The 13138-nt window shown below is 36.5% G+C and carries 15 protein-coding genes; 11 read left to right on the top strand and 4 right to left on the bottom strand.

The window, feature by feature from the left end:
* The first annotated feature begins 59 nt into the window (after positions 1-59).
* The 6 genes from porX to PP182_RS07865 all read left to right on the top strand — a co-directional run bounded on the left by porX (position 60) and on the right by PP182_RS07865 (position 4905).
* Complete coding sequence (gene porX / locus PP182_RS07840) at positions 60-1604, top strand: T9SS response regulator signal transducer PorX (protein ID WP_272650798.1); 1545 nt, start codon at positions 60-62, stop codon at positions 1602-1604.
* Positions 1605-1609: 5 nt separating this feature from the next.
* Entirely contained in the window at positions 1610-2023 is a 414-nt protein-coding gene (gene tsaE, locus PP182_RS07845) for a tRNA (adenosine(37)-N6)-threonylcarbamoyltransferase complex ATPase subunit type 1 TsaE (protein WP_330097982.1), read from the top strand.
* 217 nt (positions 2024-2240) lie between these two features.
* Complete coding sequence (locus tag PP182_RS07850) at positions 2241-2378, top strand: hypothetical protein (RefSeq protein WP_272650799.1); 138 nt, start codon at positions 2241-2243, stop codon at positions 2376-2378.
* A gap of 112 nt (positions 2379-2490) precedes the next feature.
* Entirely contained in the window at positions 2491-3153 is a 663-nt protein-coding gene (locus PP182_RS07855; protein WP_272650800.1) for a hypothetical protein, read from the top strand.
* Positions 3154-3251: 98 nt separating this feature from the next.
* A complete protein-coding gene (locus PP182_RS07860) occupies positions 3252-4451 on the top strand; it encodes an alanine dehydrogenase (protein ID WP_272650801.1) in 1200 nt (399 codons plus the stop codon).
* Between the two features lie 70 nt (positions 4452-4521).
* Positions 4522-4905 carry a DUF4258 domain-containing protein gene (locus tag PP182_RS07865; protein WP_272650802.1) on the top strand — a complete coding sequence of 128 codons (384 nt, stop codon included), beginning with the start codon at positions 4522-4524 and terminating at the stop codon, positions 4903-4905.
* On the opposite strand, the gene PP182_RS07870 is transcribed toward PP182_RS07865, so the two are convergent.
* Complete coding sequence (locus tag PP182_RS07870; RefSeq protein WP_272650803.1) at positions 4906-6072, bottom strand: proline dehydrogenase family protein; 1167 nt, start codon at positions 6070-6072, stop codon at positions 4906-4908.
* Between the two features lie 119 nt (positions 6073-6191).
* Here PP182_RS07870 and aroB point away from each other — a divergent pair, with 119 nt between their 5' ends.
* Together aroB and PP182_RS07880 are read left to right on the top strand one after the other, a co-directional pair.
* Complete coding sequence (aroB, locus tag PP182_RS07875; RefSeq protein ID WP_272650804.1) at positions 6192-7253, top strand: 3-dehydroquinate synthase; 1062 nt, start codon at positions 6192-6194, stop codon at positions 7251-7253.
* Positions 7254-7364: 111 nt separating this feature from the next.
* A complete protein-coding gene (locus tag PP182_RS07880; RefSeq protein WP_272650805.1) occupies positions 7365-7700 on the top strand; it encodes a hypothetical protein in 336 nt (111 codons plus the stop codon).
* A gap of 1 nt (position 7701) precedes the next feature.
* Here PP182_RS07880 and PP182_RS07885 read toward each other — a convergent pair whose 3' ends face one another.
* The 3 genes from PP182_RS07885 to PP182_RS07895 form a co-directional block, all read right to left on the bottom strand.
* The gene (locus PP182_RS07885; RefSeq protein ID WP_272650806.1) at positions 7702-8217 is read right to left on the bottom strand and encodes a DinB family protein; all 516 of its coding nucleotides are present in this window, start codon (positions 8215-8217) and stop codon (positions 7702-7704) included.
* 78 nt (positions 8218-8295) lie between these two features.
* Positions 8296-8775 (bottom strand): Lrp/AsnC family transcriptional regulator, encoded by a 480-nt coding sequence (locus tag PP182_RS07890; RefSeq protein ID WP_027066901.1) that lies wholly within the window; start codon positions 8773-8775, stop codon positions 8296-8298.
* A 108-nt stretch (positions 8776-8883) separates the two neighbouring features.
* Positions 8884-9990, bottom strand: a complete 1107-nt coding sequence (locus PP182_RS07895) for a M14 family metallopeptidase (protein ID WP_272650807.1) — start codon at positions 9988-9990, stop codon at positions 8884-8886.
* A 238-nt stretch (positions 9991-10228) separates the two neighbouring features.
* On the opposite strand from PP182_RS07895, the gene PP182_RS07900 reads away from it, so the two are divergent.
* The 3 genes from PP182_RS07900 to PP182_RS07910 all read left to right on the top strand — a co-directional run bounded on the left by PP182_RS07900 (position 10229) and on the right by PP182_RS07910 (position 13138).
* Positions 10229-10591, top strand: coding sequence for a helix-turn-helix domain-containing protein (locus tag PP182_RS07900; protein WP_272650808.1), 363 nt, complete (start codon positions 10229-10231; stop codon positions 10589-10591).
* 163 nt (positions 10592-10754) lie between these two features.
* The gene (locus PP182_RS07905; protein ID WP_272650809.1) at positions 10755-11033 is read left to right on the top strand and encodes a hypothetical protein; all 279 of its coding nucleotides are present in this window, start codon (positions 10755-10757) and stop codon (positions 11031-11033) included.
* A gap of 638 nt (positions 11034-11671) precedes the next feature.
* The gene (locus PP182_RS07910) at positions 11672-13138 is read left to right on the top strand and encodes a Gfo/Idh/MocA family protein (protein WP_272650810.1); all 1467 of its coding nucleotides are present in this window, start codon (positions 11672-11674) and stop codon (positions 13136-13138) included.

Consider the following 13138-nt stretch of genomic DNA (forward strand, 5'->3'; position numbering starts at 1 on the left):
ATGATTTTAGCCTAACTTCACAAAAGAAAATAAGATACCTTAAGTTATATAGATCTTGAATGAATAAAATAAAAATTCTTTGGGTGGATGATGAAGTGGACCTTTTAAAACCACACATTCTCTTTCTTCAAAATAAAAATTACGAAGTAATTACTTGCCAAAGCGGACAGGAAGCTTTGGAAGAATTGGAAAGAACTAGTGTCGATATCGTTTTCCTGGATGAAAACATGCCTGGCATTTCGGGTTTGGAGACCTTAAGCGAAATTAAAATCATCGACTCTTCTTTGCCCGTAGTTATGATTACCAAAAGTGAGGAGGAGTTTATCATGGAAGAGGCCATTGGCTCTAAGATTGCCGATTACTTAATAAAACCTGTGAATCCCCATCAAATTTTACTTTCACTAAAAAAGAGTCTGGACCATTCAAGATTGGTTTCCGAAAAGACCACCAGTAACTACCAGCAGGAGTTCCGGAAAATAGCGATGGACATGTCCATGGTCAACACCTATGAGGAATGGGTAGAACTATATAAGAAGTTAATATACTGGGAATTACAATTAGAGCAAATTGAGGATAGTGGAATGTTTGAAATTCTAGAATCCCAAAAGGTGGAAGCCAACAATCAGTTCGGGAAATTTATTGACAATAATTATGTGGATTGGTTTTGCGGGTCAGAGGCACCGGTGATGTCCCATACGCTGTTCAAAAATTGGATCGCCCCAGAAATAGTCGATAAAAAAACGTTACTGATAGTCGTTGATAATCTCCGTTTTGATCAGTGGTATTCTTTTGAGGATACAGTAAGCTCCTTTTACAAAAAGACAAAGGAAAAGTCCTACTGTAGCATACTGCCAACAGCAACCCAATATGCGCGTAATGCGATATTTTCCGGATTGACCCCTTTGGATATGGAAAGAAAATATCCAGATTGGTGGAAAAATGATACAGATGACGGGGGTAAAAATCTTTTTGAAGATAAATTTTTAGGGGAGCAACTAAAACGGTTAGGATTAGATTTAAAATGGGAATACCATAAAATAAGTAGCCTAAAACAGGGGAAACATTTATCCCAAAACTTTAAATCGCAAAAAGATAATGATTTAACTGCCATTGTTTACAATTTTGTGGATATGCTTTCCCACTCCAAAACCGAAATGGAGGTTATCAAGGAACTGGCTTCCAATGATAAGGCTTACCGTTCGCTAACCCAAAGCTGGTTTAGAAATTCTCCCTTATTGGAGATTATTCAGCAAGCACAGCAATTGGGCATGAAGTTGATTATTACCACGGATCATGGTACCATCAATGTAAAGTCTCCCTCCAAAGTAATTGGGGACCGCGATACCAGCTTAAATTTGCGCTATAAGACTGGTAGAAGTCTGAGCTATGAAGAAAAAGATGTTTTGGCGGCCAAGGACCCTAGCAAAATTTTTCTTCCTAATATCAATGTAAGTAGCTCCTATATATTTGCCAAGAATGATTTGTTCTTTGCCTATCCTAACAACTACAATCATTATGTAAGTTATTACAGAAATACCTATCAGCATGGGGGAGTTTCTTTGGAGGAAATGATTGTACCTTTTGTAGTTTTGGAGCCAAAATAAAAAAGATGATGGAGTTCGTCTATACTGAAAAGGAAATCCAAACGGTGGCTAAAAAGCTAATTCAAGAATACCCTTCAAAAATCATTGCTTTTTTTGCCCCCATGGGCGCTGGAAAAACAACCCTGATTAAAGCCCTTGTCAAAGAATTGGGCGGAGTAGATGAAGTCAGCAGTCCCACTTTTGGCCTGGTGAACGAATATCACGATAGAGAAGGAATGCCGATCGCCTATCATTTTGACTTTTACCGGTTGAACGACGAAATGGAGGCATTGGATTTTGGTGTTGAGGACTACTTTTCTTCCGATGCTTATATTTTTATGGAATGGCCAGAAAAGATTCCTTCCCTTTTGCCCGATAATTGTATCCATTTAAAAATTGACATTTTAGAGGATACCACCAGAAAAATCACGGAAATTTAAGTTATAACCTACAATTACCTCTAAATCTGTATTAGGATATCATCGTTTTTCATAGGTTTTTATTGCATTTTTTCGATGAAATACAGTCTAATCGATAAAATGTTCATTTTTTACGTTGAAATACACAACTTTAACGTTTAAATACATTTTTTTTGTCCATTATTTCTTACGTTTGTAGTAGAACAAATGGATTACTAACTAAAAACCCCTAGCGAAAATGAAAAACAAAAGAACTTTTTTAGCCACTTTGGCATTAGGTGCTTTCCTTTTAGGAGTTATCTCTCCTGCAGTTTTGGATGACAAACCTAGCGTTGATAAAAGATTGATTACCAAGACAGGAAAAAAGAATAGGTAACATACTTTTTTAAAATTTTATAAATTTAACAAAAGGGCAATCAATAAATTGCCCTTTTTGTCGTTGTATTATACTAGCATGAGTTTTAAGCGAAGAAATATAGACGGCGAAAATGAATAGTTCAGAAAGAAAGCGGGCGAAGAGGAAGTTATTTCTTGATTCCTTAATGGTTTTTTTTATTATAGCTTCTCCATTTATCTTTAAACTACATGAGTACGTATCAACAGAGGAAGGGGCAACCTTTAACTTCTTGGGTATGGAGATTGATGATAATGGATTTGCAAATTTGAGCGTCTATGTATGGTTCATGTTAGGTAAACTTGTGCCTTTATACCTTTTGTTTATTTGGTTTTTTACATGTAAGCATTGGTGGTATCATATTATTTTAATACCAATTACAATGTATGCTTTTCAAATTTTTGAAGAAGTATATTCCGATGACTATTATATAGACACAGAGAATATATTGTGGCTTCTACCAATATGCATGGTAATTATTCCATTTGTTTACTTTATTAGAATAAAGCTCTATGATAAATATGTCCACGGTATTGACTTGGAAGCTATGGAAGCAGAACTTCAGGAGTTAAAGGAAAAGAATGAGGCTCAAGGATTTTCTTCAACTTTATCGCAGGATAAAAACGAAATAGAAGAGGAACTTAAACCAAAGTCCATTTCTGAAGAAATTGATAGAAAACTTTCCACGAACAATCTTGAGCAGGGGCTTAAAATTTTCCAGGATAAGCTTGAGAACTGGTTTCATTTTAAATTTTAAACCACAAGCAATCTCAAATTATACTAAGGGCTTATCGTTTATCTAAAAATTGTACATTTGAGTTAGGACTAAAAAATCATTTTTTAGAAAACCTTTGTATGAACCAACCTAGCTCACCCTTTAGTAAACACCAACTTATACCACAAGAAGAAACCCTCGAAGTTTTAAAACAAAAAGGAGAATTATTCATTGGTATACCTAAGGAAAACCAATATCAGGAAAAGCGGATATGCCTCACTCCAGATGCTGTCAATGCCATTACATCAAACGGACATCGGGTATTGTTAGAATCGGGTGCGGGCGAAGGTGCCAACTTTTCGGATAAGGATTATACAGACGCCGGGGGTGAAATTACTCGGGATACGAAAAAGGTTTTTTCTTGTCCATTGCTATTGAAAGTAGAACCCCCTACCCTTTCGGAAATCGGTCTTATTCATCCGCAGACCACCGTTATTTCAGCCTTACAGATAAAGACACAGGATAAAAGCTATTTCGAGGAATTGGCAAAAAAAAGAATTACCGCCATTGCCTTTGAATATATTCGTGATGAAGATGGAAAATATCCCGCTGTACGATCTTTAAGTGAAATTGCGGGTACTGCATCCGTGTTAATTGCCGCAGAATTAATGGCCGCTACCAATAAGGGTAATGGATTGATGTTCGGCAACATAAGTGGCGTTCCGCCTGCAGAAGTTGTAATTATTGGTGCGGGAACCGTTGGTGAATATGCAGCACGCTCCGCCATTGGGTTAGGTGCCAATGTAAAGATATTTGACAACTCGATCACTAGACTTAGGAACATCCAGACAAATCTTAAGCAAACCGTTTATACGTCCACCATTCAACCGAAAAACCTATTAAAAGCTTTAAAGCGTTGCGATGTGGCCATTGGTGCCACGAGAGGCAAGGGCAGATCCCCAGTTATCGTAAGCAGTACCATGGTAGAGCACATGAAAAAAGGTGCGGTAATTATCGATGTAAGTATTGATACTGGAGGTTGTTTTGAAACAAGTGAAATCACCAATCACAATAAACCCACGATTGAAAAATCGGGGGTTCTCCATTATGGTGTACCCAATATTCCATCGAGATATCCCAAAACAGCTTCTGTTTCCATCAGTAATATTTTTACTCCCTACTTATTGAAAATTGGGGAAGATGGAGGATTGGAAAACTCCCTTCGATTCGATAAAGGCTTACGTAATGGGCTCTATATGTATCATGGTATTCTAACCAATAAAACGGTCGGAGACTGGTTCGACCTACAATATAGCGATATCAACTTTTTGATTTTTTAGAATTGTCCTTCCATACTTTCAACATCCGTTATAATCCCATAATTTTACCTAGAAAATTCGAGAGAAAGAAATGAGCTTTTTTAAACGTTTAGGATTCTATTTAGCGGGACTGTCCATCGGTATTATTTTTTTAGCCCTTTTTTTAAGAAAAAAGTCCGATGAAACAGGCGTATCCTTTTGCTATTTCCCAAATTGCAGGACACTAAAGGACATGAGGTCTAAACCTATGTATTATTCGGATGAAGTTACCCTTCAATTGGAAAATAAACAAATAGATTCCTTGGATATTGCTTTTTTGCTTAACAGCGGCGATGTGGATTTTTCTAAGAGTGAAACGAAGACTAGCCCTTGTAAGTCTTATTTGATAGAGGGTGCTTTTAAGCAACGAAAACTAGAGGCCTGGGTTAAGAATTGTCCGGATAAGATTCAAGTAGAATCCATTAACACTCCATAGTTACATACTTCTTCGCTTTCGCTCCTTTTTTATTAAGGATAATTCCCTACTGGTTTGTCCGGCTACGGAGGTGTTTTCCTCGGCCCTTCGAATTAAATAGGGCATAACATCCCTAACTGGGCCAAAAGGTAAATATTTGGCCACATTGTATCCATTTGCCGCCAAATTGAAGGATATGTGATCGCTCATACCATAAAGTTGCCCAAACCAGACCCCAGCATTGTTTTTTTCTATTCCCTTTTCTTGTATAAGCTCCATCAACTTATAACAACTATTTTCGTTATGAGTTCCGGAAAAAATGGCCATATCTCCCAAATTTTCAATCATGTATGCAATGGTTGCGTCAAAATTTTCATCCGTAGCCGCTTTGGATTCGCAAATAGGGCTGGGATAGCCTTTTTCCCTCGCACGTTCATTCTCTTTTTCCATGTAGGCCCCACGTACTACCTTAATCCCTATTTTAAACCCTTCTTCTTTCGCACGTTCATGCAGGTTTTTTAAGTAGGCTAATCGGTCCCATCGGTACGTTTGTAAAGTGTTGAAAACAATTGCTTTTTTGGTGTTGTATTTGCGCATCATATCCTCAACCAATTGGTCTGCTGCATCTTGCATCCAGCTTTCCTCACCGTCTATCAGCAACGAAACATCAAGGTCATGGGCCTTTTTACAAACTTTTTCAAACCTATTAACGACTCTTTGCCATTCCGCTTCTTCCTTCTCACTTAGCTTTTCGCCTTCACTTATTTTTTGATACAGTGCGAACCTACCAAATCCAGATGGTTTAAAAACCGCAAAAGGAATAGCATCTTTCTCCTTTACGAAGTCCAAAATTTTCAAAATCATTTCGGTGGCAGAGTCCAAAGGGTCTTCTTCGTCTTTACCCTCCACTGAATAGTCCAGAACGGAACATACGCCTTTCTCGAACATTTCATCTACAACTGGGAGACAATCTTCCTCGTTTACACCCCCACAGAAATGGTCAAATACTGTCGCCCTAATCAAACCCTCAACCGGTAAATGTGCTTTGATGGCAAAATTTGTCATGGCCGTACCAATTTTGACCAAAGGCTCATTCGCAATCATCTTAAAAAGAAAGTATGCCCTTTCCAATTCCGAGTCTGACTTTAAAGAGAATGCCGTTGCGGTATTCTCAAAAATATCCTTCATAAGCGCTTTATTCTAAAGGCCTCAAAGATAAACACAGGATTTCTATTCTTTTGATTAAAATAACCTTTATTTTGTGCTCTTAAATTTAATTTTTTAGGTCAAAATATAATTCAATATTCATGCAGTCCATAGTTTCAGATTCTTATGCCGTGCATTTTGATACCATAGCTTTTGAGCAACTCAATTCATGTTTAAAATCCAACAATTACTCGACCATTTTTATTTTGGTCGATGAGAATACGCATGAGTTATGCCTTCCCCGTTTTATGTCGGAAATTAGTGGTGAGTATAATTTTGAGATTGTAGAAATTGAGTCAGGAGAAGTTAACAAAACCATTGATACCTGCGTTGGTGTTTGGGAGGCGCTATCTGAGCTTGGGGCCGACCGAAAAAGTCTATTGATTAATCTTGGAGGAGGCGTATTAACTGATCTTGGGGGGTTTGTGGCCTCTACCTTTAAAAGAGGTATTGATTTTATAAATGTGCCCACTACCCTATTGTCCATGGTTGATGCTTCTGTTGGAGGGAAAACTGGCGTTGATTTGGGTCCATTGAAAAATCAAGTCGGTGTAATTAATCAACCTGTTATGGTTTTAATAGTTTCTGATTTTTTGGAAACTTTGGAAGAAAGGCAAATTGTAAGTGGGTTTGCCGAAATGCTTAAGCATGGACTTATACGAAACGAAGACTACTGGGAGGCCTTAAAAAAGGTGGGTTCCCTTAATGAATTGAAAAATCATATTTTGCCGTCCGTTGAACTAAAGAACAAGATTGTTTTACAGGACCCGACCGAACAAAACATAAGAAAGATACTTAATTACGGACATACGCTGGGACATGCCATTGAATCTTATTTTTTAGAAAACGAAAACAAGGAAACCCTCTTGCATGGAGAGGCCATAGCCATAGGTATGATTACAGAAGGCTATCTATCCCATAAGTTGACGGGTTTGTCAAAAGATCAATTGAAGGATATTAAGGACACCTTTCTTAAATACTATTCAAAGATTACATTTTCGGATAAGGATATTTCGGATATTCTTGAATTATTGAAATACGACAAGAAAAATTCACATGGGAACATCAATTTCGTGTTGTTAAAAAAGATTGGAGAAACCCAAACCGATGTTATAATTTCCCCAGAATTGTTTAAGGAAGCCTTTGCTTACTACATGGAATAAAAAGTTCATATACTAAAACCGCTGTTTCACAACTCTTTACAAAACAGCGACCATTAAATATTTAGTTTAGGTTCAAGGAATAATGAATTTCACAAACTAACCTAAACTATTATGACCAGAAGACTAATCGATTACAAAAAATTAGACCACAGCCTCGCTACCCTATTAATTGAAACTTACCCATATGGGTATGGTGATGAGGACATTATCACCTTTAAAAATATCCATGGTGATATTGTTGAAGCCGTGGAACTAAGAACTGCTGAAACCCTTTATCTTGTAAAAATCAGTAAAAGCCTTTCCAACTTTATTGCAAATTTTGAAGATAACATTGAAAAAGAACTTCAAACCAAAACGCCTGAAGAAGTGATGGAGGAAGGAGAAATAACAACGGAATTTAAAATAAACTTCGAAGCTGAAGATCCTGAATATTCCGACTTAGACTAAACTATAAGTATTTATCCCTTAAAATATTGGCATGGTGCCTTTGATGACCACTTATGGTAAAACCTAAAGTGGCTACACTCCACTGTATTCCACTGGCGGTGCCTATTCTGCACAGCTGGTCATTACCCAAATTCTTGAAAAGTGTTATCGTGGAGTTCCTTACCGCTAAATATTCTTCCAAAATATCCTCTTTCTTCCTGTTCAAACTATTGCTTTCCGTTATATATTGATCTTGGTCAAAACCGGGAAGCTCCATTTTATCATTTCTTGAAAACCTAAATGCCCTATATTGAAAAATACGCTCCGTATCAATTATGTGAATTAAGACTTCGGCAATAGTCCATTTATTTTCGGCATATGCATATCCTAATTTTTCCAAGGGTAGCTCCTTTATAAAGTCCATAAACCATTCTTTTCCCTCATACAATGATTCCATAAGGTTTACGTCCCCTAAAGTATTTAGATAGGTATTGTAGAAATTGCCAACTCCTAAGTCCTGTAGTTCTGATTTTCTCATATTCTGATTGCTAAATTTGATTAGTCAAAAAAGCCCAATCATTTTATGATTGGGCCTTCTAATATCGTAAATAGAATTTTATAATTCGTTAAAAATAGTGTGCATTAGTCTTTTCTTGTCATTAAAGCTTTCCTCCAATGATATCATGGTCTCCGTTCTACTTATGCCATCAATGTCATCTATTTTGAAAATGATGTTTTTTGCATGAGTTGTATCCTTAGCTCTGATTTTACAAAATATGTTGAATTTACCTGTAGTAATATGTGCAATTGTAACGTTTGGTATCTGATTTAAACGCTCCAGTACAAATTTGGTCTGGTGCGTTTTTTCAAGAAAAATACCCACATAAGCAATAAATGCGTATCCAAGCTTTACATAATCCAACGTTAGTGAAGAGCCTTTTATAATACCAGCTTCTTCCATTTTCTTAACCCTCACATGGACTGTTCCTGCGGAAATTAAAAGTTTTTTTGCAATATCTGTAAAAGGTGTTCTGGTGTTATCAATTAACATGTCCAGAATTTGATGGTCAATTTCGTCTAATTTAACTTTTCCCATGTTTGATTAATTTTATGCAAAAATAAAAAATATTAAAAAGAAATATAATAAATATTATGATTTTGTGTGAAAATCGTAATCCTTTAATAATTAAAAGGTCAAGAAAGCTTAATCCATTGATTCCAGAACTCTTTCCCTTCTCAACCAATTTAAATCCTCTTCCTTTAGACAATCTACGATTTTATGCCCAAAAAAACTGTTTGGTTTAAAACCTTTTTCAGCTATTTCAGGAATAAAGACAATTTTATCATGCTGCAAAGTCTCCTTAAATAGTATTCCCAAGCATTCGTTTTCTCCAAGATCACTGTCCAAAATATTTGCGTTTTCGATTATAATGTCGAAAAAAAGTTTTTTGTTTTCAGGAATTTCCAGATACTTGTCGAGTTCGTAATTTTCTGTTTCATCGTTTCCTATAGTATACATAGCTTTATACAGTGCCGTACATATAAATTCCCTTGTTTTTTCCCTTTGATAATCCTCCTGATAATGTCCGGCCTCAAAAAGTATGGTAGGCACTTTTTCCATTTGAAAGGAATCACCTACACAATTGGGATTAAAAGAATCATCGAATCTACCTACTTGTCCGGGAATAATTTTCTGTAGGGCTTGGTTCATGGCCACTATAATCCGCATTGCCTTTTCTCTTGTAGGGGAGGTATTCCGTTCTTCATCGAACGCAGGCGCTAAAAATGATACCGTTGCGGGTTTATTGGAATCCCCAACATTGAAAATGGTTCTTTGATCATGCAAATTAAAGCAAAAATGAGGTCTAAAATCATTGAAAACAGCTCTTAGGAATCTACTCTCTGGCTGCGTAAGATTTAGTGCATCCCTGTTCAAGTCCATGTTATTTGCATTAACCCTGGTATAGGCAATAGCGCCATCTGGATTTAAAATAGGTATAATCTTCAAGGTTACCTTACTTAATAAATCATTTGCCAATGTAGTTCCATTATTTAGAAAATGCAGTAAGTCGATTACCGCTTTGGTTGTGGTAGACTCATTGCCATGCATCTGGGACCACATCAATATTCGGTTTGGTCCTTGGCCAACATTCATTACATAGATTGGGTTTTTATCTACGGACTCACCTAACATTTCTAATCTGCAAGACCCTTTAAGACTATTTATAAAACCGTAAATGTGTGCGTTGTTAATATAGCGCCCACGTATCTTCTCTACTTTTATTTTTGAATAATTATACCCGTCCCCCATACATTTTAATGAATTAAGAGCAAAAATACTATGATTAAAAATTACATTTGTAAACAACATATTTCCTTTACTCAATATATTTTAACACTGTTATTTATTTTTATAAATTAATAGTATAATATATTATATATCAGTTATTTGAATTAGTTTAAATAACACTTAAGTTGAAGTTTTTTTTAATAATTGAATGCATTCCGAATTTAAATAAATTACCTTTTGTTTAATTTTGTATATAGCTATGGAGAAAGAAGGCATTGTAAATAGAATAGAAAAAATCATGGACTACTATGAGTTGTCTGCTGCAGTATTTTCTGATAAAATCGGAGTCCCTAGATCAAGTATCTCACATCTTCTAAAAGGTAGAAATAAACCAAGTCTAGAATTTATCATGAAGGTTGTCGAAACCTATGATGAAGTAAATCTTTACTGGTTACTTTACGGCAAGGGAGAATTCCCTAAAAGGGAGCGCAGTGATTTGAAACCTACAACCACTTCACAAAATATCCTGGAGAACACTGTAAACCCAAAAGAAAGGAAATTAATTGATCGCATCGTTATCTTCTTTAACGACGGCACTTTCCAGGAATACCAAAAGAACTAATCATTTTGAAAACAATTGGATTCAAATATTCCTAGTTCATTGGTAATTTGATTATTTTGCAACTATGCTAAAAAGAATACTTCCAATCGGACTACCCTTATTATTATTTATTTCTTGCTACGCGCCAAATAGGGATTGTGTGAATTTTAAAACTGGTGAATTTATGTTCAATTATAAGGTTGGAGACACTCTTAAAACAGGTCGATTTGTACGTGGTGAAAAATTTAGTATAGATTATTACGATAATGTAATCGACAGTGCTTCAATAAGGTGGATTAATGAATGTGAATTTATACTTCAAGATTTAAAAAGCAAAATGGGCATACACTATAAAATTATAAAGACCACGGATAGTTCGTATACCTTCGAATACAAGAACGCCGTAAAAGACCCAAACAAAAAACTTATCGTAAAAACGGGAACAGCATACAAAACCAATTAGTGATGTTTGAAATATTCACCAGTTCAAGGGCGTGGATAACTTAATTGAAACTTACCATTTAGAAATTGTTTTGGGAATCGATACTATTATTTTTTTCGATTGCAGCAGATAAGCTTGAACCCTTGTAATGGAGGAAAACAACAAATAGAGGTTTGGTCTTGTCCATGATTATGCGCATAGTTCTTTTGGAATTTCACTTTTAACTACATTAAAAAAGTCATTTCTGACTCATGATTCCCATTGGATTACTGGTCTGTACAATCTTTTCCTCATTGAGTTTATGCTTAGCCCACATAAGCCATTTGGTCGTTTTCGACAAAGAAGTCAGGTCTATTCCCAAGGGCTATCGCTACTTTGCCATAGCATTTTCGCCCATGGTAGCATTTTTTGAACTACGTAAGAAAAAAACACGGCAAGCTCTTCAGAGATTTGAAAAACATACGTAACTCGACTATTTCTTGGTTTCAATTGGATAATATATTATTCCAGAATTTGGTCACTGATGCCTGTCTATTTATGAAAATTCGTGAATTTTAATATTTATTGCGATATGTGTATATTTTTGACCGTTTCACAACATAATTAATTAGTACCTTGAGGTATTACTATGATTCTATAAAATTAACTTATTTTAAATAATGAAAAATTCAAACAAAAAGAAACAACCGATTAGCCGTAGGAACTTCGTAAAGAAAAGTGCTTTGGCCTCATCTATTTTTATAGTACCAAGACATGTTATGGGCGGTCCAGGTTTTATTGCTCCCAGTGACCGTTTAAACCTAGCGGCCATTGGTGCGGGAGGTAAAGGTTTTAGCGATATAACCAATGCGTCCGTCAATGGAAGGGAAAAGGTTGTAGCATTATGTGATGTCGATTTTTCAGGTTCTGCATCAAGGGCAGTGGAATCCTTTCCAAAAGCTAAACTCTATGATGATTTTAGAGTTATGCTCGACAAGAAGAAAAATATTGACGCCGTAACAATATCCACCCCAGATCATGTTCATGGGCCTGCCGCAAAATATGCCATGGAAAGAGGCATACACGTTTATGTACAAAAACCCATGACGCATAATATAAAAGAAGCGAGAACGCTTACTCAATTGGCCAGAGACAAGAAAATTGTGAGTCAAATGGGAAACCAAGGTGGATCTAACCCCTTGTTAGGTATGGTTCAAAAATGGATAGATGAAGATAGAATTGGTGCCGTTAGTAAAGTTCAAATTTGGACGAATAGACCGGTGTGGCCACAAGGCATTGAAATGCCAAAGGCAGATGCCAATCTAAAACCAAAAGAGCTCAACTGGGACCTTTGGTTAGGCCCGGCTGAAGATAGACCTTTTGTACCCAATCTTCATCCATTTAACTGGAGAGGTTGGTGGGATTTTGGCACCGGAGCTCTTGGCGATGTTGGTTGCCACTTAGTGGATATACCATTTAGAACTTTAAACCTAAAATATCCAACAGCGGCGGAATGTAGTGTAGGTTCCGTTTACACTCAAATGTGGACACCGGATTATTACCCAGAAGGATGTCCTCCTTCCTCTTATATAACTTTAAATTTTGATGCTACGGAGAAGACCAAATCACCAATAGAAATGACTTGGAGTGACGGTGGTATACGACCTTCGCACCCTGATATTATTCCTGCCAATGATGACATAGGCGGTAAAAATAGTGCAAATGGCGTGCTAATTATTGGTGAGAAAGGCATTATTTCAACAAATATCAATGATAGTTCACCATTAATGCCAAAGCTGTATTTAAATGATGGTATTACCGAATTTGGGCCCGAGGTCGAAGATAACCCAGAACCAGAGTATGGTCACCAGCGCAAATGGGTAGATGCATGTAAGGCAGGATTTGGGAGCGAGGAACATTTAGGGTTAACCTCTTCCTTCGATTATGCCGGACCTATGACAGAAACTGTACTTATGGGTAACTTAGCAATTAGAAGTTATATGTTACGCAAAGAAAACGAACAAGGCCAAATGGATTTCTTTGCTCGTAAAAAACTACTTTGGGACGGTGAAAATATGCGAATAACCAATCTCGAAGAAGCTAACCAATTTGTAGGTAGAACTTACCGGCCAGGTTGGGAAGTTTAA

This window comes from Maribacter sp. PR1 (assembly GCF_028464145.1).
Lineage (GTDB): Bacteria > Bacteroidota > Bacteroidia > Flavobacteriales > Flavobacteriaceae > Maribacter.